The organism is Salinicola salarius (assembly GCF_002179555.1).
GTDB lineage: Bacteria > Pseudomonadota > Gammaproteobacteria > Pseudomonadales > Halomonadaceae > Salinicola > Salinicola salarius_A.
Genome location: NZ_NHOU01000003.1, coordinates 183262 through 207959 on the forward strand (window position 1 = coordinate 183262; position 24698 = coordinate 207959).

Below are 24698 nucleotides of genomic sequence, written 5' to 3' on the forward strand. Positions count from 1 at the left end.
GTCCTCGTCAGTATTCGAGATGAAAACGGTGCGTCAGACGTTGCTGGAAATCCTTGACGATATGCAGCGCCTGGCGCAACAGGTCGCGCTCCAGCGACGACAGAGACTGCACCACGACCAGGTTGGGTTCGTCGCTGTTCTGCCGTCCGTCGAGTTGGGCCAGCTGTTGCTTGAGGCGCAGTTCGATGAACAGCGCCAGCGCCTCGCCGAGATCTGCGGCAAAGTCCGCTTCCAGCCGCCCCTGTTCGGCAAGCGCCGCCAGCCGAGCCAGGGTCGATGTCTCGTTGATGCGACATTCCAGCGTCAGAGTGCGCACCCCGTGCACGATCGGGAAGATACCGCCTTTCTTGATGTCGATACCGTGTCTGGGTGTCTTGAGCGTGCCGAACAGGGTCAACGGCGCGGCGAAATGCAGCGCGGCCCGAGCAAAGTAGGAAAGCAGCAATTCATCGTGGGAGCAGCTGGCGAAGAGATGTTCGCGCACGCGATCCAGCAAACGAGTGTCGCCGGCGACGCCACGGGCATCGAGCATGATGGCGAGATTCATCAGCGACGCGCCGTCACGACGCTCGACCCAGCGCGTGACCGTCCTTCGCCAGCCGCTCTCGTTATCTACCCAGGCAGGATTCGAGACCATGATATTGCCCGGACAGGGCGGGTAGCCCAGCGTATAGAGCGTTTCGGTGAAACGCTGCATGGCGATCTCGCGATCAGGCCAATCGCTGTCGTCGGCGACGATCAGCGCATTGTCCTGATCGGTCTTGAGGATCTGCTCACCGCGTCCTTCACTGCCCATTACCAATAGACAGCTCTGAGCGCGGTAGCGGGGGGCGACGAGAAACTGATAGGCCTTGTCGACGATACGCCCGTTGAGCGCCGCCAGCAGATCCATGACGAAGCGGAGCTTGATCCCCTGGGCCATCAGCGCCTGGACCAGCTCCGGCAGCCGTGCGCTGGCGCGAGCCAGGGCCTCGAGATCGTCGGCCTGCTCGAGCTCGAGACTGACCATGTAGGAACGGCTCGAGAAATGGCTGAGCACATCGGTCAACTCCACCACGCCAACCGGCCGGTCCTGCTCGACCACCACCACCCTGGCCACCTGATGCCGGGTCATCTGCACCAGCGCTTCGAACAGATACTGATCGGGAGCGGCGGAAACCAGCTCGAAGTGAGCGATGGTGACCACCGGACGCGCCTGCGTCGCGCCTTCCATCACTAATGCATTGAGCAGATCGGTCTTGGTCACCACCCCGAAGCGACCGTCCTTGCCGACCAGCATGCTGTCGGCATGGCTTTCGTTGAGCCGGTTGGCCGCCGCGGCAATACTGGTGGTCGCCTCGACGATCAACGGCGCTCGCATGCAGGCGCTGACCCGAGCCAGCATGAAACCCGCCATGTTCACGCCACTTTCGGCGCGACGCTCGGCTAGCAGGCGGGTCTTCTGCGCCAGCCCGCGCTGGAAGAAGTCGGCGAAAGCCGGGTAATCGTCGCAAAGGTGCTCGAAGAGTGTCTTGGGCATCGCATAGCAGAGGCTTTCCTGCTCCACCTTGAAGCGATATCGGCTGGATCCTTTGAGAATGCTGATAGCACCGAACAGGTCGCCAGCCGTGTAATGGGCAATGCGCGCCTGATCGCTCGGCGCGTGGGGGTCGAGCTCCGCGACCTCGCCCTTGTGGATGATGTACACGAACTCGCCGGGCTGTCCGGCGTCGAGAATGATCTCGCCGCGATTGAAGTAGAGCAGATCGACGCCACGAACGACACGCTCACGCCCGCTATCGTCGAGCAGCGTGAAAGGCGGCTGGGAAAGGTCCATATCGACCATCAGGCGGCCCCCGTCATCGCAATGGCACTCTTGCCGAGCACCCTGCCGCGAGCGGGCTCGACGAAGGCATGCTCGAACCGTCATATCGTTTCAGCCACGAGAATTCACCCTTCAAAAAAGCGCCATTGCGGCGATGCTCAGGCAAAAACGCAATCTACGGCGCTCTGTATACTCTCCCGATATCCTTCCGGCACTCTACACTTAACGATTTGTTTGCCAACTCATCATAACTTAACGAACCTCCCCTTCCCTTATTAAGTCATGACTTATCACTTTTATAGCAAAGCAGAATATCTACACCCAGCTGGACTCAACGCCCCGCACTTTTGGCTAGACCATGGTCTTATAGATCTCAATCAAAATCATTAAAAAGCGATTTCATATCCAATCAACTATGTATAAAACATTAGCCAATCGTTTCCACGATACTAAGGTAGAAGATTTAACATCTTGTTTTCGCTACTCAATATTGCTATTGAGCACTATAGGGAGATCGCAAGTCGATAACGTACCCTGTCGACGAGCCAAGGCGCGAATAAAGGAGACTTTAGTCTTCATAAATGAGTGATCGAAAAGCGGCTGTCGACCGAACCTTCCCGCGTAAAATTCGTACGCATGTGAATCACTCATGATAAATGTAGTTTGTAGTCGAGCGGTTTCCCGCCGGGCGGGCATAAACTCGGAACACTTCCCAGCTTCAATGACGCGGAGAACGATAATATGGCAGATGACAAATCCAACGCTGCTGCCTATTGGAAGGCGAATCTTCGCCTGATAACCGGCTGCCTGATCGTCTGGGCGCTGGCGTCCTATGGCTGCGCTATCCTGTTACGACCCTTGCTGGCTGGCATATCCATCGGTGGCACTGACCTGGGTTTCTGGTTCGCGCAACAGGGGTCCATTCTGATCTTCATCGGCTTGATCTTCTTCTATGCCTGGAAGATGAACCGGCTGGACAAACAATTCGGTCTCGGGGAGTAAGCCTGCATGAGTCAATTTGCCATCAACGTTCTCTTCGTCGGCGGCTCCTTTGCCATCTACATCGGCATTGCGATCTGGGCCAAGGCCGGTTCGACCAAGGACTTCTACGTCGCAGGCGGCGGGGTACACCCCATCACCAACGGCATGGCGATCGGCGCCGACTGGATGTCCGCCGCCTCGTTCATTTCCATGGCGGGCATCATCGCCTCGGCAGGCTATGGCGCCTCCACCTTCCTGATGGGCTGGACCGGAGGCTATGTCCTGTTGGCTCTGCTGCTGGCCCCTTACTTGCGCAAGTTCGGCAAGTTCACCGTCCCCGAGTTTATCGGCGACCGTTTCTACAGCAAATCGGCGCGCATGGTAGCGGTGGTCTGCCTGATCATCGCCTCGCTCACCTACGTCATCGGTCAGATGGCCGGTGCCGGCGTGGCCTTCTCGCGCTTTCTGGAAGTCGATGCGACCACCGGCCTCATCATCGCCGCCATTGTCGTGTTCTTCTATTCGGTCCTGGGGGGCATGAAGGGCATCACCTATACCCAGGTGGCTCAGTACATCGTACTGATCATCGCCTACACCATCCCGGCGGTATTCATTTCGCTGCAACTGACCGACAACCCGATACCGCCGCTCGGCCTGTTCTCCGATCACAGCGCCTCCGGCGAGCCGCTATTGGCCAAGCTCAACGAAGTCGTCACCGCACTGGGCTTCAATGAGTACACGGCGATGGTCGACAACAAGCTGAACATGGTGCTGTTCACGCTATCGCTGATGATCGGTACCGCGGGGCTGCCGCACGTCATCATGCGCTTTTTCACCGTTCCCAAGGTCGCCGACGCACGCTGGTCCGCCGGCTGGGCGCTGGTGTTCATCGGCCTGCTCTATCTGACCGCGCCTGCCGTGGCCTCGATGGCCCGCCTCAATCTGGTGACCACCATCTACCCGGACATGGCCGCCCAGGTCGAGAACTACGAGGACGCCGCCGCCAATCCCATCGCGTACGCGGACCGTCCCGACTGGATTCGCACCTGGGAAGAGACAGGACTGATAACCTTCGACGACAAGAACAACGACGGCAACATTCAACTCTACAACGGCGCCGCCGATTTCTCCGACCGCGGGTGGCAAGGTAACGAACTGGAGGTCAGCAACGACATTCTGGTGCTGGCCAACCCCGAAATCGCCAATCTGCCCGGCTGGGTGGTCGGTCTGATCGCCGCGGGGGGCCTGGCTGCAGCGCTGTCCACGGCGGCAGGTCTGTTACTGGCGATTTCCTCGGCGATCAGTCATGACCTGATCAAAGGGGCGATCAATCCGAGGATCACCGAAAGGGGCGAACTGCGGGCAGCCCGCATTTCGATGTCCGTGGCGATCGTGGTCGCGACGTACCTCGGCGTCAACCCTCCCGGATTCGCCGCCCAGGTCGTGGCGCTGGCCTTCGGTATCGCCGCCGCCTCGCTGTTTCCCGCGCTGATGATGGGAATCTTCTCCAAGCGGATCAACAACAAGGGAGCGATCGCCGGCATGCTCTCGGGCCTGATCTTCACCCTGGTATACATCTTCGTCTACAAGGGCTGGTTCTTCATTCCCGATACCAACAACCTGCCGGACACTGAGGCCAACTGGGTAATGGGCATCTCGCCGCTGTCCATCGGCTCCGTGGGCGCCATCCTCAACTTCGCCGTGGCATACATGGTTTCCAGCGTCACTGAGGAGCCGCCGCAGGAGATTCAGGATCTGGTGGAAAGCGTGCGCTATCCCAAGGGGGCTGGTGTCGCGATCGATCACTAAGCGACAATGCTTTCTGAAGAGTCAGGCTAACTGGCACCACTCGAATCGGGCTTCCCAGCGGGAAGCCCGATTCTTTGAGCAAGGAATCACCATGATATGGCATTTGGTCGCGGCAGCCTCCGCCGGCCTGGGCGCCGCCGGCGTGGCGCTACTGTTGCGTTCTCTCAGCGGTAAACGTCTACCGCGCTGGATCATCCCAGCCTGCGCGGGGCTGGGCCTACTGGCCTACCAGATCAACTACGAGTACGACTGGTATGAATACAAGCGCCAGCAGTTGCCCGAATCGGCGACAGTGGTGTCGACCGAGAAGAGCCGGATGTTATGGCGCCCATGGACCTATCTCCATCCGCTGACCACGGCGTTCAGCGTCGTCGACCGGGACAAACTGGTGCAATCGCGAGCCAACGGCGAGCGCCTCGTCGAGTTCGTTCTCTATCGTTTCGAAATGCAGTATCGCGACGTGCTGACCCACCAGGCGTATCTGGTCAATTGCAGCGCTCGCGAGAGCGTCCCGCTCGTGGGCGATAGCCGCCAGCCCGACATCGGCCGTTTGCGTCATCTCGCGGGCGACGACCCGCAACTCGAGACGGTCTGTTCCGAAAGCTGATCCGGCACGCGGCACCATCGATATCAAGCCCCGGATCGCGGCTGCCCTCGAGGTTGGCGTTGCCCTAGAATGGCCGCATATCAAGGGAGAGAGTTCATGTTCGAAGGCGGTTTATTGATCGTGGTGGCACTGCTCTATGTCGCCACGTTGTTCGCCATTGCCTGGCGCGGGGATCGGCACGCCAGACGCCACGGCGCCGCAAGCCGCCGGCCAATCGTCTACAGTCTGGCGCTGGCGGTCTACTGCACGTCCTGGACCTTCTACGGCAGCGTCGGCCAGGCCGCGACGTCGGGCTGGTCGTTTGCCAGCATCTTCGTAGGCCCGGTGCTCGCGTTCCTGCTGTTCTGGCCGGTAATCACCAAGATGATCCGGGTCGCCAAGCGCCAGAACGTGACCTCGATCGCCGACTTCATCGCCTCGCGTTACGGCAAGTCCCAGTCGCTGGCCGCTTTTGCCAGCATGATCGCCCTGATCGGGACGCTGCCCTACATCGCCCTCCAGCTGAAAGCCGTCTCCAGCGCCTTTCGAGTGATGACCAGCGACGGCCATGCAGTGAAGGCGCCGATCGTCGACGACACGGCGTTCTATATCACCATTTTCATGGCGGTCTTCGCGATCCTCTTCGGTACCCGCGATACCAACGCCACCGAGCATCACGAAGGGCTGATCCAGGCCATTGCCTTCGAGTCGGTGGTCAAGCTACTGGTCTTTCTGGTGCTGGGCGCCTACGTCACCTGGGGCATGTTCGATGGCCTGGGCGAACTGCTGACGCGCGCGGATACCTATCTGAAGCTGCAGCAGCAGCTGACCGAGCAGAACTTCGATACCAGTTTCTGGACCCAGACGCTGCTGGCGATGCTGGCGGTGTTCTGTCTACCTCGGCAATTTCATATCACGGTAGTCGAGAATACCCATACCGATGATGCCAAGCGGGCACGCTGGCTATTTCCGGTCTATCTGGTGGCCATCGGCTTCTTCGTCCTGCCCCTGGCGGCTGCGGGGCTATCGCTGTTTCCCGGCGAGGGCATTTCGCCGGACAGCTATGTCCTCGCCCTGCCGATCGTCGCCGACCAGCCGTGGCTGGCGATGATGACCTTCGTCGGCGGACTCTCGGCGGCCACCGGCATGGTGATCATGGCCGTCGTCTCCAACGCGATCATGATCTCCAACGAAATCGTGCTGCCGGCGCTGTTCCGACTGCGCTGGTTCGAGGAGCAGCCCCGGGACTACGGCCGGCTGGTGCTGCGCGCCCGTCGACTCACCATCGTCGTCATCCTGGCCCTGGCCTACCTGTTCTACCAGCTGGTCGCCGAGTACAGCTCGCTCGCCGCCACCGGCCTGCTATCGCTCTCGGCCGCCGCCCAGTTCGCCCCGGCGCTGCTCGGCGGGCTCTACTGGAAGCGCGGCAATCGTCTCGGCGTGGTGACCGGACTCAACGTCGGCTTCGCGATCTGGGCCTACACCCTGCTGATGCCGGCGCTGATCCAGGCCAACCTGCTGCCGGAAGCGTGGCTGATCGGGGGCCCGCTGGGGCTGGAGTGGCTCTCGCCGCTGCATCTGTTCGGCCTCAACGTCACCGACAGTTTCGCCCACGGCGTGATGCTGTCGCTGGGCTTCAACCTGTTCTTCTACATCTTCATCTCGCAGCTGACACCGCAGCGGGTCGTCGAGCGCATCCAGGCCTCGCTGTTCGTCGACAGCATCGAAACCCGTCAGACCACGGTCAACCGCCCCTGGACGGGCGCCACGACCATGGGCGACCTCAAGGTGCTGTGCGAGCGTTTCCTGGGCAAATCGCAGGTCGAACGCGCCTTCGAGGACTACGCCCGGCGCAACGCCAAGCCGGTGGACAACAACATTCGGGCATCGATCGACGTCATCCAGTTCACCGAACGCCTTCTGGCCTCGGTTCTCGGCGCATCGTCGGCGCGCATCGTGGTCAACTCCGCGCTTCAGGGCCGCGGTATCGGCATCTCGGACGTCATATCGATCGTCGACGAAGCGTCACAGGTGCTGGAGTTCAACCGGGCGCTGCTGCAGGCGACCATCGAGAACATCAACCAGGGCATCGGCGTGGTCGATCAGAATCTCAACCTGGTGGTCTGGAACCAGCGCTATCTGGAGATTTTCCGCTTCCCCGACAACCTGATCCGTGTCGGCACGCCGATGGAAAAGGTGTTCCGCTACAACGCCCACAACGGCGAATACGGCCCCGGCGATCCCGAGGAACACGTCGAGCAGCTGATCGAGAACATCCGCAGCGGCCAGCCCCACCGCTACGAGCGCTACCGCCCGGATGGCTCGGTGCTCGAGGTGCTGGGCAACCCGATGCCGGGGGGCGGCTTCGTCTACACCTATCAGGACATCACGCAGCAGAAGCGCACCGAGGAAGCGCTGATCCGCTCCGAAAGCAACATCCGCATCTACACCGACAACGTGCCGGCACTGATCGCCTACTTCGACAAGGAGTGTCGCTATCTCTTCACCAACCGCGCCTACGAAGCGGCGATGGGGATCGACCGCAACGCGGTGATCGGGGAGCGGGCGGATAACGTGCTGCCGCCGCAGACGGCGCGTCAACGCACGCCCTGGATGCAGCGAGCCCTGAGCGGCGAGCGGGTCACCTTCGAGATCTCGCTCGACGACGGCGACGGCGGCATTCGCTACATGCTGGTGACCTACACGCCGCACTTCGGCGAAGGCGGGCGAATCCTCGGCTTCTTCGCGCTCTACCAGGACATCACCGAGCGCCGGCTGGCAGAAATCGCCCTGCGCGAGACCAACGAGAATCTCGAGGAGCGAGTCCGCGAGCGTACCCAGGCGCTATCCGAAGCCAACGCGGCGCTGCGTCAGGAAAACCGCGTCCGCGCCGAGGCCGAACAGGCGCTGCGTCAGGCCAAGCAGACCGCCGAGGACGCCAACGCCTCGAAGACGCGCTTCCTCGCCGCCGCCAGCCACGATCTGCTGCAACCGCTCAATGCCGCCAGACTGTTCACCTCGGCGCTGGGCCAGCAGATCGAGGATCCCGATCACGGCCGCACCATCGGTCATATCGACAACTCCCTGCAGGCTGCCGAGGAACTGCTGGGCACGCTGCTGGATATCTCCAAGCTCGACGCCGGCGCGCTCACGCCGCGTCGCAGCCAGTTCCCCCTGGCCGACATCCTGCGTCCGCTGCGCGCCGAATTCGAAGTCATGGCTGACGATCGCGGCCTCGATCTGGACATGGTCACGACCAGTCTGTGGGTGGAGAGCGATGCCCAGATGCTGCGACGCATCATTCAGAACTTCCTGTCCAATGCCCTGCGCTACACCCAGCAGGGACGCGTCCTGCTGGGCTGCCGTCGCGCCGGCGGCCGGGTGACGATCGAGGTCTGGGATACCGGTCCGGGGATACCGGAATCCAAGCTGAGCGAGATATTCCAGGAGTTCCGGCGTCTCGATCAGGCCTCCCGGCACAAGGAGAGCGAGCGCGGTCTGGGCCTGGGCCTGTCGATTTCCGAGCGCATGAGCCGCGTACTGGATCACCCGATTCTCGTTCGCTCCCGAGTCGGCTTGGGAACCGTGTTCTCGGTCTCCGTGCCGATGATCGCCGATCGCCGCGGCGCCGCCACGCCGGAAGAGACGGCGCCCAACAAGCGGGCCAGCAACAAGCTGGCGGGCACGCGCATTCTCTGCATCGACAACGAGCGCCTCATCCTCGAAGGCATGAAAGCGATGCTGGAAGGCTGGGAGTGCGAAGTCTATACGGCCACCTCGATCGGTGGCGCCAAGTCGGCGCTTCGCAACATGGGGGGCGATCCGGATGCGATTCTCGCGGACTACCATCTCGACAACGAAGTCACCGGCATGATGGCCCTGGAAGCGCTGGAAGAGCTCTGCGAGCAGGCCGTACCGGGCATCGTGATCACCGCCGACCGCACCGAAGAAGTCGCCGAGGAGATCAAGCGCGGCGGCTATCAGATCCTGCTCAAGCCGGTGCGCCCGGCCGCTCTGCGCGCGCTGATGACCCGGACACTGCAGGCCAGTCGCGCAGCGAGGCTGTCGGGCGACTGAGCTTCGGGCTTCGGGCTTCGGGCTTCGGGCTTCGGGCTTCGAGCTTCGAGCTTCGAGCTTCGAGCTTCGAGCTTCGAGCTTCGAGCTTCGAGCTTCGAGCTTCGAGCTTCGAGCTTCGAAAATCAGGATGCTGTTTTTGAACAAAAAAATGTCAGCGACGCTAGCGTCGCTGACATTTTTTATTCAAAGCCAAAATCAAACCACTCCGCATAGCAAGGCAACTAGCTTTTGCTCGAAGCCCGTGGCTCGCGGCTATGTTCTATTCGTCGAGAAACGAGCGCAGCGGTTCGGAGCGCGACGGGTGACGCAGCTTGCGTAACGCCTTGGCTTCGATCTGACGGATACGCTCGCGGGTGACGTCGAACTGCTTGCCAACCTCTTCCAGCGTGTGGTCGGTGTTCATGTCGATGCCGAAGCGCATGCGCAGCACCTTGGCTTCGCGCGCGGTCAGGCCGCCGAGGACGTTACGAGTCGCCTCGATCAGACCCTCGCCGGTAGCGGAGTCGATCGGCAGCACCATGGTGCTGTCTTCGATGAAGTCGCCCAGGTGCGAGTCTTCGTCATCACCGATGGGCGTCTCCATGGAGATCGGCTCCTTGGCGATCTTGAGCACCTTGCGCACCTTGTCTTCCGGCATCTCGAGACGCTCGCCCAGCTCTTCCGGAGTGGGCTCGCGGCCCATCTCCTGCAGCATCTGACGCGATACGCGGTTGAGCTTGTTGATCGTCTCGATCATGTGCACCGGAATACGGATGGTGCGGGCCTGGTCGGCGATGGAGCGCGTGATCGCCTGGCGAATCCACCAGGTGGCATACGTGGAGAACTTGTAGCCACGGCGGTACTCGAACTTGTCCACCGCCTTCATCAGGCCGATGTTGCCCTCCTGGATCAGATCCAGGAACTGCAGGCCGCGGTTGGTGTACTTCTTGGCGATCGAGATGACCAGACGCAGGTTGGCTTCGACCATCTCTTTCTTGGCACGACGCGCCTTGGCTTCGCCGATGGAGAGACGGCGGTTGACTTCCTTCAACTGGCCGACATTGAGCAACACCATTTCCTGCTCGAAACCGATCTTGCGCTGGGCGCGCTGAACGTCACCGCGGAACGGTTCGAGACGATCGGCATACTTGCCGTTCTTGGCGATGAATTCGTCGAACCAGCCTTCGGCGGTTTCGTTGCCCAGAAACGAGCTGATGAACGTCTTGCGCGGCACTTTGCCCTGCTTGACGAACACCTGCATGATCGCCTTTTCCTGACTCCGTACCTGATCGACACTGATCCGTACCTGGCCGACCAGGCGCTCGAAATGCTTGGGCGACAGCTTGATCGGCGAGAACAGCTCGGCCAGACGCGCCTGCTCGACATTGGCTTCTTCGGAGCCGCGCCCGTGCTTCTCGATAGCCGCCTTGGCCGCTTCGTTCTGATCGCGAATCTGCTCGAAGCGCACCCGTGCCTCTTCGGGGTCGGGGCCGCCTTCGCTCGCGCTGTCGTCGTCTTCGCTGTCCTCGTCGTCTTCATCGCCGCTGATGTCGGCTTCGACTTCTTCCGGCATCTCGACTTCGGCAACCCCCGGGATCCCTTCGTCAGGATCGATGAAACCGGAGAACAGATCCGAGAGGCGCCCGGGGGCTTCCTCGTCCTGGGTCTGATCGTAGACGTCGAGAATGGAATCCACCGCGCCGGGCAGATAGGCCAGGGAAGACATGACTTCCCGCAGGCCTTCCTCGATGCGCTTGGCAATCAGGATTTCGCCTTCGCGGGTCAGCAGCTCCACCGTGCCCATCTCGCGCATGTACATGCGCACCGGGTCGGTCGTACGTCCGACATCGCTCTCCACTGCCGCCAACGCCGCCACGGCCTCTTCCGCCGCGGATTCGTCGGTGGAATCGTCGGACATCATCAGCGTGTCTTCATCAGGCGCCTCCTCGACGACATTGATCCCCATGTCGTTGATCATGGAGATAATGTCTTCCACCTGATCCGGATCAGCGATATCTTCGGGGAGATGATCGTTCACTTCGGCATAAGTCAGGAAACCCTGCTCTTTGCCGCGTGCGATCAGCTCCTTCAAACGTGACTGCTGCGCATTTCCAGCCATAGAAACCCTACTCGACGAAGAAGAATGAAGCACCTGGGGGCGACGGCGCGACGACCCAAAAGCCGGCTAGTATAGCGCGCCCCCGCTTTTTGCTGCCAGCTTCTATTACCTTGCCTGCCAGGTGTGCTAGTGTGCTTGGTTAACCTATTTGGTGGCGATCACCGCCATTTCAACCTTTCGACCGCGCTCTCGGTTGATAACCTTACCGATTGACCACTTCACGCTTCCTTGCCTAGGGTCTGTTGACGTTTCAGCGCGAACCGCGTTGCTGCGCCAAATGGCGCCAGGCCAGGCGCGGGATGCAGAGAAGGGTGGTTCCCTTTTCCAATCCCGCAACGCCGCATGGCGCCATTTGCCGCGCAACCCGAAGGGCCGGGCCAGTTTTTGCACGGTGCTGCGTTATTCGTCGTTCATTTGGAATGACCAAACTACGCTCCTCACGCCTTGCCCCGCACAAAAACTGGCTCCGGCGCGGCCGTGCATGAAACGTCAACAGACCCTAGTAGTCCTGACCTTATTCGCGACGTTTCGTGCCCTACGAACTTCATGATTCACGGCCCTTCGGCCAACTTTCCGATCAGCTCTCTCAGGCGCTGCTTGTCCGCGCTGCTGAGTGCTCCCGGTTGACGGCTCTTTTCCAGTAACTGGCGGTACTCCTCCACCGGCGTCAAACGAGCGCTCTCGCGCTCGAGATAACGTACCCAGCTTTCCAGCTCACTGGCCCGAACGTCGCGCGGAATTTCCAGTTCACGACGCGCCAGCTGATCGAGGCGCTCACCGTCCGCGCTGCCGTGGAAGTGAGCCAGTAGTACCTGGGGGCTGCGATAGCGTCCGGCGCGCAACAACTGCACCACTTCGCGGCACAAGCGCCCATCGGATGCTTCGATCGGACACCACTCGACCGTCTCCGGCAGCCCCTCGACCAATCCCGGTTCGTGCAACAACAGATGCAATATCCGAGCCGGAATGCTCAGAGAAAGCGTAGCAGTTCCTGGGCGAGATGCCGGGAGTCCGCGCCGCCTTGCACGATTATTGCTATTATCGACCGTCACGCCCGGGTCTGAAGTGGCGTCGATATCGCCATCCGAGGTCATCATCAGCGCTTCGTAGCCAGCGTCCGGCGTCATCGCCTGGCGCGGCTCAGGCATCGCGTGCTTCTCCAGCCAGCCGGCGAAGTGCGACTGGTCTATCCCGCTTCTGACCGACAGCTCCTTGACCAGCAGCGATTTGAGCACGCCTTCCGGTAAAAGTTTCAGGGCGTCCAGCACCGCCGTCACGAAGCGCTCGCGCCCTTCCACCTGCTTGAGATCACGCCCTTCCGCCGCCTGCTCGAACAGAAACTCCGACAGGGGGCTGGCGCAGGTGATGCGCTTCTCGAACGCCTCCTGACCTTCCTGGCGAACCACCGTATCGGGGTCTTCGCCCTCGGGCAGGAACAGGAATCGCACCTGCCGCCCATCGATCATCGACGGCAGCGCCGTCTGCAACGAGCGACGCGCAGCCTGACGGCCGGCGTTGTCGCCATCGAAGCAGAACACCACCTCGTCGACCAGCCGGAACAGCCGCTGCAGATGGTCCGTCGTCAGCGCCGTACCCAGGGTGGCGCAGGCGTTGCGAATGCCGAACTGCGCCAGCGCGACCACATCCATGTAGCCTTCGACCACCAGAACCCGGGAGAGCTGCCGATTGGCCTGACGCGCCTCGAACAGTCCGTAGAGTTCGCGTCCCTTGTGAAAGACCGGCGTCTCCGGCGAATTGAGATACTTGGGCTTGGCATCGCCCAGCACCCTGCCACCGAAGGCGATGGTGCGGCCTTTCCAGTCGCGAATCGGAAACATCACCCGGTCACGAAACCGATCGTAGGTGCGTCCGGTCTCTTCGCGGTGCACCAGCAGGCCGTACTCGACCTGGACCGCTTCGCTGATGCCCTGTTGCAGCAGATAGCGCTTGAGCGACTCCCACTCGTCCTCGGCGTAACCGATGCCGAAATCCCGGATGATCTCCTGGCTCAGGCCGCGACGATCGAGATACTCCCGGGCCTGGCGTCCGCCGCCGAGCGCCAGGCGCTCGCGAAAGAAGCGCGAAGCCAGCTCCAGCAGATTGACGCCCTCTTCACGCTTCTGCTGACGCTGACGCGCTCCCGGATCCTCGCCGCCTTCCCGCTCGACCTGCATACCTGCCCGGGATGCCAACTGCTCGACCGCTTCGGGAAAGCGCAGATTGTCGAACTCCATCAGAAACCGCAGCGCATTGCCGTGCGCGCTGCAGCCGAAGCAGTGATAGAACTGCTTGTCGTGGCTTACCGTGAACGACGGGGAGTTTTCCTGATGGAACGGGCAGAGGCCGCTGTGGTTGCGCCCGCTTTTCTTGAGCTGCACCCGCTCGGAAATCACATCGACGATGTCGGTACGGGCCAACAGGTCATCGATGAAACGTTGGGAAATCTGTCCGGCCATATCATCAGACGCTCTCGGGGGATCCGCTCGCAGGCCAGGCTGCGAACTGCCATGCCTGTCATGGAGAGATATCCAGCTGAAGATAGGACAGGCAAGAAAACACTGCATCCGCGCCGACATGGATCTTGATCCCATGGACGTTGGCGCAATGGCAGCGGAACAAAAACAAACGGCCACCTGAACGGCGGCCGTTTGATCGTCCCTCTGGGGTGACCGAAGTCACCCGCAGTACGGATCAATACAAGCGTTCGAAACGCTTACGCTCACGCTGCAACTTCTTGGCATGACGCTTCACGGCAGCCGCGGCTTTACGCTTGCGGACTGCAGTGGGCTTTTCGTAAGTTTCGCGACGGCGGACTTCGGACAGGACTCCGGCTTTTTCGCAGGAGCGTTTGAAGCGACGCAGCGCGACGTCGAACGGCTCGTTATCACGTACTTTAACAGCGGGCATGAAGCACTCACCTACCTTGGGAATTGAGTTCGGTTTGAACGCACGCCCTTTTGAACGCACGACCCGAGAAATTCGAGACAACGCCGCGAAAGGCTTCGAATCCTGACGTGTCGCTATCCGGATCTTCCCGGCCCAGATCTGTCTCACGAGATCGATCGACAGCCGAGGACGTGTTAAAGGCGCACGACCCAGTTCTACAGAGCAGAGTATTCTAGTCGCGCCCCGGAACCAATGCAAATGGCTTTTCGACAGCGTAAACTAACGCCCCTTTTCGCTTCACGACCCCGACGGACACCCGATCATGCGCGTGCTGGGCATCGAAACCTCCTGCGACGAAACCGGCGTCGCCCTCTATGACACCGAGGCCGGGCTACTGGCCGATGCGCTCTACAGTCAGATAGCGCTACATGCCGAATTTGGCGGCGTGGTGCCGGAACTCGCCTCCCGCGATCACACCCGCAAGCTGCTGCCACTGGTGGATCAGGTGCTCGACGAGGCCGGGTTGGCCAAGCGCGATCTCGATGCCATCGCCTACACTGCCGGCCCCGGCCTGGTCGGCGCGCTGATGGTGGGTGCCTGCACCGCTCACGGCATGGCGCGCGCACTCGGAATCCCCGTACTCGGCGTGCATCACATGGAAGGCCACCTGCTGGCGCCGATGCTGGAGGAGAATCCGCCGGCGTTTCCCTTCGTCGCCCTGCTGGTTTCCGGTGGGCACACCCAGCTCGTGGACGTCCGCGGCCTGGGCGACTATCGGCTGCTGGGGGAATCCGTCGACGATGCGGCCGGCGAAGCGTTCGACAAGGTCGCCAAGATGCTGGAACTCCCCTACCCCGGCGGCCCGCAGGTGGCCGCGCTGGCCGAGCAGGGGCGCAGCGAGCGCTTTCGCTTTCCCCGCCCGATGACCGACCGGCCGGGGCTCGATTTCAGCTTCTCCGGACTGAAGACCCACACCCTGACCGCACTGCGCACGCTTCGCGAACAGGACGCCCTCGACGCCCAGGCGCGCGCCGACGTCGCCCGCGCCTTCGAGGATGCCGTGGTCGACACGCTGGTGATCAAGTGCCGGCGCGCCCTCAAGGAGAGCGGGCGGAAACGCCTGGTCGTCGCCGGCGGCGTCAGCGCCAATCGTCGCCTGCGCGAGACGCTGGATACCGCGCTCGCCAAACTGGGCGCCCAGGCATTCTACCCGCGTGGCCGCTTCTGCACCGACAACGGCGCGATGATCGCCTACGCCGGCGCGCAGCGTCTCGCCGCCGGCCAGCGCAGCCAGACCCTGCAGCCGCGCCCGCGCTGGCCGCTGGCGGAGCTCACTCCTCCTGCTGCCTGTCCTGTTGTCTGAGCCCGCGGCGATCGCACAGGGCATCTTCTTCGTCGAACGGATCGGCCAGCGCCGGTTCGTGCGTTTCGCGGCGTCGCTCCCGCCACAGCCGGATGTTCCAGGCGTGCCGAGCCAGAACCAGTAGCGAGAACACGCAGATGACGCCTGTCATCGGCGGCACCAGCCAGTAGCTCAGCAGCGGCGCCATCAACGCCGTGGCCAGCGAGGCCACCGCCGCCGTGCGCACCCGCCAGGCGAGCAGGAACCAGCAGATCGCGCAGATCAGCGCCACCGGCGTCGCCAGCATCAGCAGCACGCCGAACGCACTGGCCACCGCCTTGCCGCCGCGCCCCCGGTGCCAGACCGGGCAGCTGTGCCCGATCAGCACGCCGAGGCCGACCAGCCCCTGGGACCAGACCGACAGCGACGCCGCGCCGGCCAGCCACAGCACCGGCATGCCCTTGGCGGCATCGATGGTCAGCGTCACCAGCGCCGGCCGCCAGCCGAAGGCACGCAGCACATTGGAAAATCCCGGATTCCCCGAGCCCGCCCAGCGAGGATCGCGCAGGCCCCAGGCACGGCATACCCAGATCGCCCCGAGCAGCGAACCGCTGAGATAGCCGGCCCCCACCAGCAGGCCGGTAACAAGGATCGGTGGCAAGACAACACTCCCCTGGCCGCGTGGCGGTCATCATCGAGCCCTGATTCTGCCACTCTCTTCGCGTACAATCGATGGCCGTTGCGTCGAGCGGGAACGGCCCGCCGATGGCAATCACCGCCAAAAGCATCGCTGCCGACGAGGAGTTAGCGTGGATCAGGTATTGATCGAAGGCTTGAGCCTGGAGACGGTCATCGGCGTCTATGACTGGGAACGTACGGTGCGCCAACGCCTGGAGCTGGATCTGGAACTCGGCACCGATATCCGCCCGGCCGCCCGGGACGACGACCTCGACCGGACGCTCGACTACGCCGCCATCTGTCAGCGTCTTGCCGATTACGCCGACGCCAACGCCCACGGCCTGGTGGAAACCTTCGCCGAGCGCGTCGCGGCACTGCTGATCGACGAATTCGGCGTCCGCCAGCTACGCCTGACCGTGCGCAAGCCCGGCGCCGTGGCCGCGGCACGCGCCGTGGGCATTCGCATCGAGCGCAGTGCCGACTGATGCCGCTGGCCGTTCTCGGGCTGGGCAGCAACATCCAGCGCCGGCATCACCTGACCCGCGCCCTGGACGCGCTGGCAACCCTCGCCGACCCGGCCCCGCTACGACTCTCCCCGGTTTACGAGAGTCCCGCAGTCGGCTTCGAGGACGATCGCCCCTTCTACAATCTGGTGGTGGCGTTCGAGACCGAGCTGTCGCCGACCGCGCTCAACGACCGCTGCAAGCGCATCGAGCGCGACAATGGCCGGCCCGCCGGCCCGACCAAGTTCGTCGCCCGCACGCTGGACATCGACCTGCTGCTGTGGGGCGAGGCCGTCGGCCGCCATGGCGACGCCCGCCTGCCGCGCGAAGACATCCTGCGCTACGCTTTCGTGCTGCACCCGCTGGCCGACCTGCTGCCCTCCCACGCCCATCCGGTCGACGGCCGCACGTTCGGGGCGCTATGGGCCGCTTTCGACGCCGCCGATCAATCCCGCGCTCAACCTCACTGGCCGGTGGACTTCCGGTGGAAAGGCCGACTCGTTTCCCGCGCCACCGATGCCTGACGGCAACCAGCAACGATGAAGCACTCGCAATCTCCATCTTCTTTGCCCATTGTCTGAACTGTCACTGCTGCGCGTTGAGACACACTGGAGGAATCGATACCGCCCGTGAAAAAGCCGGATCCCATGTCCTTATCGTATAGCAGATGGCGCGACTGGCCTCGACTGTCGCGTCTCGGCATCAAACTGTTCGCCATCATCCTGATCACCAACGTCTTGATCAGCGGACTGGTGTTCGTGTTCGTCTCGCGCAGCCTGGACGAAGGTTTCGTCAACTATCTCGAGCGCAGCCAGTCGACACGCGCCGAGACACTGGCCAACGCACTGGGCGAACAGTGGACACAGCGCGGCAGCTGGCAGTGGCTGCGCGACAATCCTCGCGCCTGGCAAAGTCTGGTTCGCAGCCAGCTCTGGTCGAGCGAGAAACGCCCTCCCAGCGGGATCGACCGCCAGTTTTCCGATGCCCGCGGCTACGTTCTGCTCGACGAGCTGAGCAATCCGGTGATCGGCGAGCCCCTGCTCAAGCCGCCTCCCCGGGACGATCTGGACATTCCGCCGCCGCCAGAGCCCCATTTTGTGCCGATCCGCAGTGGCGACAAGCTGGTCGGCCAACTGGGCTATCTGCCGCCGGAACGACTGATGGCGCGGATGGACCAGATCTTTCTCGAGCGCCAGCAGCGCAACCTGACCATCATCGTCGGTTCGCTGTTTCTCGCCTCTCTGCTCCTGGCTGGCGGGCTCGCCTGGTGGCTGGGCCGCCGTGCCCGGCTCATGACCCTGGCCACACGCCGGCTGACTCTCGGTGACTACAGCGTGCGCCTTTCCGAACGTGGCCGCGACGAGCTGTCGCGTCTCTCGGCGGATTTCAACCAGCTCGCCGAGACGCTCGAGGCCAACCGTCGCGCGCGCCAGCGCTGGGTCGCCGATATCGCCCATGAGCTGCGCACGCCGCTGGCAGTGCTGCGAGGCGAGATCGAAGCCATGCAGGACGGCATCCGCCCTCTGTCGGTGGACAACCTGGGATCGTTGCAGCAGGAGGTCGACCAGCTCGGGCATCTGGTCGAGGACTTGCGCCTGCTGGCCCAGAGCGACGCCGGCGCGCTGGACATGCACCTCGTGCCCGTGGATCTCGAGGAGTCGCTGGTACAGCGCCTCGAGGACAGTCAGCCGAGACTGGAAAGCCTCGGCCTCGCGCTTCAGCTCGAAACCGAACCGCTGTGGGTGCGTGCCGACAGCCAGCGTCTGCGTCAGCTTTGGGATAACCTGCTGTCCAACACCATCGCCTATACCGACAGCCCCGGCACGCTGCGCGTCACGCTGAAGCGCCGTGGCGATCAGGCGACCGTCGTCTGGGAGGACACCGCCCCCGGCGTGCCGGAGGACGAGCTGCCCCGCCTGACCGAGCGGCTGTACCGGGTGGAAGGGTCGCGCAATCGCCGCAGCGGTGGCAGCGGCCTGGGACTGTCGATCGCCAACGCGCTGATCGAAGCGCAGGGCGGCACGCTGGTGCCCTCGGTTTCGCCACTCGGCGGTTTGCGCTGGACGCTGACGTTCCCGCAGGCGCTTCCCGCCGACCGGACGGCGGACGCCTCCCTCGAGCGCGCCGACCACTCGTGCGGCTCGCCCGCCAAGGCGTCGCTCCCGGAGCGGGCCGGCGAGCGACACGAACGACACGAACGACACGAACGATACAACGAACCATTCAGTAGCCACGGCAGCCATGCCAACTGACAGGGAGCCGGTTTGATGAACGACACCATCCTGATCGTCGAGGACGAACCCAAGATCGCACGCCTGGTCGCCGACTATCTGTCGAAGAGCGGCTACGCTTCCGATCACATCGATCACGGCAATGCCGTGATGGCGTGGCTCGAAGAGAATCAGCCGATGCTGATCCTGCTCGACCTGATGCTGCCCGGCACCGATGGTCTCACCCTGTGCCGCCAGATCCGCGAGCGATTTCCCGCCATCCCCGTGATCATGCTGACCGCCCGTGTCGAGGAAGTGGATCGCCTGCTGGGACTCGAGCTGGGCGCCGACGACTATATCTGTAAACCCTTCAGCCCCCGGGAGGTCGTGGCCCGTGTCAAGGCCGTGCTGCGCCGCAGCTACGGCGCCACCGGCACGGACGAATCCACCTCCGAAGGCGACCGCCTGACGCTGGACGAAGACGGCTGGCGCGCGATGGCGGGCAGCGAGGACCTGAATCTCACCGCGGTCGAGTTCCAGCTCCTCAAGGTGATGATGTACAGCCCCGGGCGCATCTTCTCCCGCGACCAGTTGATGGATCACATGTATCGCGATCACCGTATCGTTTCCGAGCGTACCGTCGATAGCCACGTCAAGAAGCTCAGACGCAAGATCGCCGATGTCTGGCCGGACCGCGACATCATCCGCTCCGTCTACGGCGTCGGCTACAAGTATCAGCCCGAGGAGTGAGACCGCCCCGGCCCGGTCTCGACGCTGGCCGGCAAGCGCCGGCACCAGTCAGCCGGCCGGGACGCCGTGGGCCAGGAAGGTATCGACATCCCTCGCCGAGAAGAACAGCAGCGTCACCTCGAGGTCGGGAAGCGTGGGCAGCAACTCGCGCATCACGCCGGCCACGATGGCGGCAGCCGCGTCGGCCGGATAACCGTAGACACCGGTCGAGATGGCCGGAAACGCCAGCCGCGTGAATCGATGCTCTCCCGCCAGGCGCAGCGCATTACGATAGCAATCGGCCAGCTGCTCGGAGCGATCCTCCGACTTGGCGAAAACCGGCCCCACGGTGTGGATCACGTGAGACGCCGGCAGCCGGAACCCCGGCGTCATCGCCACTTCGCCCACCGGTAGCCCCTCCGGCCAGGTCGTGCGTCGCAACTCGCGGCACGCCTCGAGAAGGTCCGGCCCCGCCGCGCGATGGATCGCGCCATCGACGCCGCCACCGCCCTGCAGACTCTTGTTGGCGGCATTGACGATCGCATCGCCCTCGAAGCGGGTGATATCGCCCTCGGCAACGACCAGGCGGTCGCCCTGCCAGTGAATCTTCATCACGTCTCTCCTGTGGACCACGCATACTCGATCGGTAAAACGCAAAAGGTTGGCAACGACCGAATCGCTGCCAACCCCTCTTTCCCAACCCCTCTTTCCCAACCCGTCGTTTTCACACAATGTAGGACGCGATGCCAACGCTCGCGAACCAGAGCCGTTTCGAATCAGGAGGCCTGGTGTCATTTTCAGAAGACGGCTGCACGGAATGTCAGGGGTCGATTGCACCCTCCGGGCTTGCTGCTGTGGCATAGGTAACACTCGGTCTTGCCCTTTCCCTGCCGGCTACCTCCAGGGCAGGGTCATGCGTTGACCACACCATTTCGCCCCCGTGACTTGACTGCATAGCTCGCAGCATCGGCACGCCTTACCACGTCATCGACGCTCTGGTCCGACCATTGGAAGTTGCTCACCCCGATGCTGGCCGTCACTTTCCACGTGCGGCCGTTGTGTTCCAGACCCTTGGCCGCAATGCGCGCTCGCAGCGACTCGGCAATGCGCATGGCCTGGGAGAACTCGCAGCCAGGCAGCAGAATGGCGAACTCGTCGCCCCCCTGGCGGGCGGCATGGTCGCTGCTGCGCGTTTCCGCGCTCATCGCGGCCGCCACCTCGCGGAGCATGCTGTCGCCCAGGGCGTGACCGCCTGCGTCGTTGATGGCCTTGAAATGGTCCAGATCGAACATCAGCAGGGCCGACTGGGTGCCGGCTTTTTTCCAAGCGGCAAAGGCTTCCTCCAGCCGGCGCTCGAAACCGCGGCGGTTGAGCAGGCCGGTCAGCGGATCGTGCTCCGCTTCCCAGCGGCGCAGGGCATCCTCGTGCTGACGCTGGGTGATATCGCGTACGACCCCCACCTGGCCGATGATCTCGCCGTCCACCCGGATCGCAGTGGCGTGGACGTCCAACCAGTACAGCTCACCATGCTCGCCGTAGTAGCGAAACTGGCGCGCGACGTCCTGGTGCCGGAGAAGGCTCGCCTGCCAGGCGGCCACCACCGGTTTGCGATCCTCTTCGTGGATACGCTGGGCCCAGGTCGGCAGGTGGACCGGCGGCGTGATCCCCAGCAGTTGTCTCAGTGCCTGATTGACGAAAGTCAGGTTTCCCTGGGTGTCGGTGACGAACATGCCCTGGGGCGAGGCGGCCAGGATACCTTTCAGGAATGCCTTACGCTGTTGCAGGTCTTCCATGGCCTTCAGACGGCCATGCTCCACCTCATTGAAGACGTCGATGACGTTGCGCAGCTCGGACAGGCGGGTGGCGATCTGAAGGGAGCGCCGGTGGCCTTGGCTCAGCTCCTTGAGCTGCTGGGCCAGGCGCGTCAGTGGCCGCAGGGTCAGCCAGATCACGGCCGCCATCATCGGCAGCAACAGCCCCAACACCCACCAGCCCCGCCACGTAATGCGCTCCATGACGTTTGCCAGGGGGGTATAGACCTGATCGAGGGGCAGGTAGAGACCCAGTATCCAGTCGGCGGGCCAAATCTGGCGATAGGCCGTCAGGCCCGCGCTGCTTCCAAGCAGGTTGCCACTGGCCTCGCCCTGCCAGCCATCGCGCGCCAGATCGAGCCAGGGGTCGCGCGCCACGTCCTCCAGCGTTGGCAGGTCTTGCCGCTGGTCGGGGTGATAGAGCAGCCGGCCCGAGGCCGTGGCGATCACCACATGGCCCTCGTCGCCCAGCCGGAGGCGCTGGAACCCCTCGAACAGCTCGCTGCGGGCGATCTCCACCAGGCCACCCACGAAGCCCGTGTAGCGGCCCTGCTCCGTGTGGCGCGGTACCAGCATCATGACCATGGGCTTGCCGGAGACCGCTCCGACGAAGGGTTCACTGACATGCGGGCGCTGCACGTTGCGCATGAAGCGCGCATAGGACCGATAGCCGATGTCCTGGCCGCGGCGACCTTCAAGCGTCGGCCAGTCATCGACGACGATGTTCTCGGCATCGACCAGAATCAGGCCCTCGAAGAGGGCGAGCAAGGGGTCATGGTTACCCCGGGCCAGCATTCCCGGCGAGGCGTCGGGATACAGCCCGGCCAGGCGCTCCAGTACCTCCAGACGCTGCTCGATCTCATGCGTGATGTCGTTGCGGATCAGCTCCGCCTCATACCGCAGATGCACGCGGTTGGATTCCTCGACCAGCAGGGTGCCGGACTGCCAGCCGAAGGCCAGTAGTGTCATGCTCAGCAGCGTCCAGATCACCACGACCCCCAACAGCAGGCGGCCCCGCAACGAGAAGAGGTAATGATGCAGGACGTGTTTCAGAGACTGGGCGACCCTCATATTCGGCACTCCTATGCTCAACGGCGACGCCACTCCCGCGGCGCAATCGGCGACGCTTGTTCCCAAAGCCTGTTTCGGTAACACCCTACGCCATGTCCGCACAGCCCGCATGGCGACCGACATGGCGCAATCCGCTGCTTGGCGGCCGTCATCTTGTAAGGTCGTCCGCCTTTTCGGCCTTATCGTGGATATCGGGCTGGCTGGCCTTCAAGGCGGCGTAGAGGGCCGTCTTGCTGACCTTGATCCGTGCGGCGGCCTCGCGGACGTTCAGCCCGTTGGCCAGGTACTCCCTTGCCCGCTTCAATTTGTCCTCGGTGACGACAGGCTTGCGTCCCCCTTTGCGCCCGCGAGCGGCGGCAGCGGCCAGTCCCGCCCTGGTACGATCCCGGATCAGGTCACGCTCAAACTGCCCCAGGGCACCGAACACATGGAAGATCAGCCGCCCACCGGGCGTGGTGGTGTCGATGGCTTCGGTCAGCGACCGGAACCCGATACCCCGCGCCTCCAGGGCACTGACGACCTCGATCAGATGCGGCAGCGAGCGTCCCAGTCGATCCAGTCGCCACACGACCAGCACATCCCCGTCGCGTAGAAACTCCAACGCGGCCGTCAGGCCCGGTCGATCCGCCTTGGCCCCGGAGACAGTGTCATCGAAGATCCGCTCGCACCCCGCCTTGCGAAGCGCATCCGTCTGCAAGGCGGTATCCTGCTCCGCCGTCGAGACCCGCGCATAGCCGATCAGCGCCATTGACCGCCCCTTTTGTCCGTTAATCCGTCCGCCTATCTTATTGTCCGAAAACCCATCAAACAAGTCTATTCTCGGACATTGTCCGGGTTGGCCGTCTAATGATCGTTTTCCGGACAAAGCATGCATTATGCACGGGAGTTCTGAGCAAGCGGGCAATCGCTTTGAACAAGTGCGCTTTCCTGTTGACCAGCTGGTCGCTGATCGAGGACATCGTCTCGCCGCTCCAGACGATGAGCTTGCCAGGGCGGGATCACCGCCAGGTATTGAACGGCCTCCTCTGGGCCCTGTGGCCCTGTGTTCAAGAACCAAATGGCGCGATTCTCCAGAATGCTATCGTCCTTGGAAGTCCGGCAGATGGAGAATGTTATCAGTCGGGCTGGTCACGGAGTCTCCTTACACTGGCCGAGCTTTCCCTAGTTGTCAGAGACGGGGTCTGGCAGGAGGACTGCGCAAATGCCTCAACCAAGTAATCGATCATCGCCCTGACCTTGGCTGGTGGGCGCCGGTCGGGGGGAAACAGCACATGCAAGCCGCCCAGGTCGAGCGTGGGCTGGTCGAGTTCCAGGGCCACCAGGGTACCGCGCGCCAGGGCCTCCCCCACGATGAAGTTCGGCTGATAGATCACGCCCTGCCCGCCAAGCGCCGCCGCCAATAATGCATCACCATTGTTGGCTTTGAGATCGCCTTGCACAGGCACCTGAATGTCGCCCTCGCGACCGAAGCTCCAGGTCCCCTCTCTCTGAGAGGGCGACAGGGTATAGCTCAGACAGTTATGGCCGGATAGTTCGGCGACGCCCCCCGGCGTGCCGTATCGTTCCAGATAGTCCGGCGCGGCACATACCCGCATCGGGCAGTCGCCCAGCCGTCGCGCCTTGAGCGAGCTGTCGGCAAGATGACCGATGCGGATCGCCAGGTCCCAGCCTTCCTGGATCAGGCCGTGCTGGGCATCGCTCAGGCCCAGTTCGACCTCCACCTTCGGATAGCGACGGTGGAACGCGGGTAGCAGTGGCGCGATGAAGCGCACGCCGAAGGAGAGCGGTACATTCATGCGCAGCCGCCCGACCGCTTCGACTCTCTGGGCGGCCACTTCCGACTCCGCCTCGTCGAGTTCCTGCAGGATGCGCCGGCAGGCCTCGAGATAGTCGGTGCCGGCGTCCGTCAACGTCAGCCGTCGGGTGGTGCGATGCAGTAGCTTGACGCCCAGCCGGGCCTCCAGGGCATCCATGTGCTTGGTGGCCATAGCCGGCGACATGCCCAGCGCGCGTCCCGCCGCCGATAGGCTGCCGTGGGTTGCCGCTTGGGTAAAGACCCGCATCCCCGTAAAACGGTCCAGCATCTATTTCGCACTCATAGTTAAAGGTGTTT

At 63.0% G+C, this 24698-nt stretch carries 18 protein-coding genes; 9 read left to right on the forward strand and 9 right to left on the reverse strand.

Going from position 1 to position 24698, the window contains the following annotated elements:
• Positions 1–7: 7 nt before the first annotated feature.
• Positions 8–1825 carry a putative nucleotidyltransferase substrate binding domain-containing protein gene (locus CCD76_RS04140; RefSeq protein WP_087718271.1) on the reverse strand — a complete coding sequence of 606 codons (1818 nt, stop codon included), beginning with the start codon at positions 1823–1825 and terminating at the stop codon, positions 8–10.
• A 720-nt stretch (positions 1826–2545) separates the two neighbouring features.
• Between CCD76_RS04140 and CCD76_RS04145 the strand changes: the two genes are divergently transcribed.
• The 4 genes from CCD76_RS04145 (at position 2546) to CCD76_RS04160 (ending at position 9257) form a co-directional block, all read left to right on the forward strand.
• Positions 2546–2806 carry a DUF4212 domain-containing protein gene (locus CCD76_RS04145; protein ID WP_071231497.1) on the forward strand — a complete coding sequence of 87 codons (261 nt, stop codon included), beginning with the start codon at positions 2546–2548 and terminating at the stop codon, positions 2804–2806.
• Positions 2807–2812: 6 nt separating this feature from the next.
• Positions 2813–4594: a sodium:solute symporter family protein gene (locus CCD76_RS04150; protein ID WP_087718272.1), complete on the forward strand. Its 1782-nt coding sequence runs from the start codon at positions 2813–2815 to the stop codon at positions 4592–4594.
• 91 nt (positions 4595–4685) lie between these two features.
• Entirely contained in the window at positions 4686–5201 is a 516-nt protein-coding gene (locus CCD76_RS04155; RefSeq protein ID WP_087718273.1) for a hypothetical protein, read from the forward strand.
• Between the two features lie 96 nt (positions 5202–5297).
• Complete coding sequence (locus tag CCD76_RS04160; RefSeq protein ID WP_087718274.1) at positions 5298–9257, forward strand: hybrid sensor histidine kinase/response regulator; 3960 nt, start codon at positions 5298–5300, stop codon at positions 9255–9257.
• A gap of 259 nt (positions 9258–9516) precedes the next feature.
• On the opposite strand, the gene rpoD is transcribed toward CCD76_RS04160, so the two are convergent.
• The 3 genes from rpoD to rpsU all read right to left on the reverse strand — a co-directional run bounded on the left by rpoD (position 9517) and on the right by rpsU (position 14262).
• Positions 9517–11355 carry an RNA polymerase sigma factor RpoD gene (gene rpoD, locus CCD76_RS04170; protein ID WP_087718275.1) on the reverse strand — a complete coding sequence of 613 codons (1839 nt, stop codon included), beginning with the start codon at positions 11353–11355 and terminating at the stop codon, positions 9517–9519.
• A gap of 551 nt (positions 11356–11906) precedes the next feature.
• Positions 11907–13811, reverse strand: coding sequence for a DNA primase (gene dnaG / locus CCD76_RS04175; RefSeq protein ID WP_087718276.1), 1905 nt, complete (start codon positions 13809–13811; stop codon positions 11907–11909).
• Positions 13812–14046: 235 nt separating this feature from the next.
• Positions 14047–14262 (reverse strand): 30S ribosomal protein S21, encoded by a 216-nt coding sequence (gene rpsU, locus CCD76_RS04180; RefSeq protein ID WP_075560838.1) that lies wholly within the window; start codon positions 14260–14262, stop codon positions 14047–14049.
• Between the two features lie 301 nt (positions 14263–14563).
• On the opposite strand from rpsU, the gene tsaD reads away from it, so the two are divergent.
• Complete coding sequence (tsaD, locus tag CCD76_RS04185) at positions 14564–15604, forward strand: tRNA (adenosine(37)-N6)-threonylcarbamoyltransferase complex transferase subunit TsaD (protein ID WP_087718277.1); 1041 nt, start codon at positions 14564–14566, stop codon at positions 15602–15604.
• Here the strand turns inward: tsaD and CCD76_RS04190 are convergent.
• Positions 15573–16244: a glycerol-3-phosphate acyltransferase gene (locus tag CCD76_RS04190; RefSeq protein ID WP_179208838.1), complete on the reverse strand. Its 672-nt coding sequence runs from the start codon at positions 16242–16244 to the stop codon at positions 15573–15575. The two genes, tsaD and CCD76_RS04190, sit on opposite strands and share 32 nt — an antisense overlap.
• 148 nt (positions 16245–16392) lie before the next feature.
• On the opposite strand from CCD76_RS04190, the gene folB reads away from it, so the two are divergent.
• From folB to CCD76_RS04210, 4 genes are all read left to right on the forward strand, one after another.
• Positions 16393–16746, forward strand: coding sequence for a dihydroneopterin aldolase (folB, locus tag CCD76_RS04195; protein ID WP_087718278.1), 354 nt, complete (start codon positions 16393–16395; stop codon positions 16744–16746).
• Complete coding sequence (folK, locus tag CCD76_RS04200; RefSeq protein ID WP_087718279.1) at positions 16746–17288, forward strand: 2-amino-4-hydroxy-6-hydroxymethyldihydropteridine diphosphokinase; 543 nt, start codon at positions 16746–16748, stop codon at positions 17286–17288. Before folB ends, folK begins: the two co-directional genes overlap by 1 nt.
• A 123-nt stretch (positions 17289–17411) precedes the next feature.
• Complete coding sequence (locus CCD76_RS04205; protein ID WP_087718280.1) at positions 17412–19016, forward strand: ATP-binding protein; 1605 nt, start codon at positions 17412–17414, stop codon at positions 19014–19016.
• A gap of 15 nt (positions 19017–19031) precedes the next feature.
• Positions 19032–19724, forward strand: a complete 693-nt coding sequence (locus CCD76_RS04210) for a response regulator (RefSeq protein WP_087718281.1) — start codon at positions 19032–19034, stop codon at positions 19722–19724.
• A 48-nt stretch (positions 19725–19772) separates the two neighbouring features.
• Here the strand turns inward: CCD76_RS04210 and CCD76_RS04215 are convergent, their stop codons facing one another.
• The 4 genes from CCD76_RS04215 to CCD76_RS04230 all read right to left on the reverse strand — a co-directional run bounded on the left by CCD76_RS04215 (position 19773) and on the right by CCD76_RS04230 (position 24669).
• Positions 19773–20315 (reverse strand): O-acetyl-ADP-ribose deacetylase, encoded by a 543-nt coding sequence (locus CCD76_RS04215; RefSeq protein ID WP_087718282.1) that lies wholly within the window; start codon positions 20313–20315, stop codon positions 19773–19775.
• Between the two features lie 299 nt (positions 20316–20614).
• Positions 20615–22585, reverse strand: coding sequence for a sensor domain-containing diguanylate cyclase (locus tag CCD76_RS04220; RefSeq protein WP_179208839.1), 1971 nt, complete (start codon positions 22583–22585; stop codon positions 20615–20617).
• A 148-nt stretch (positions 22586–22733) separates the two neighbouring features.
• Positions 22734–23333, reverse strand: coding sequence for a recombinase family protein (locus CCD76_RS04225; protein ID WP_087718284.1), 600 nt, complete (start codon positions 23331–23333; stop codon positions 22734–22736).
• 367 nt (positions 23334–23700) lie between these two features.
• On the reverse strand, positions 23701–24669 hold the full coding sequence (locus CCD76_RS04230; protein ID WP_087718285.1) for a LysR family transcriptional regulator: 969 nt from the start codon (positions 24667–24669) through the stop codon (positions 23701–23703).
• Positions 24670–24698 lie beyond the last annotated feature (29 nt).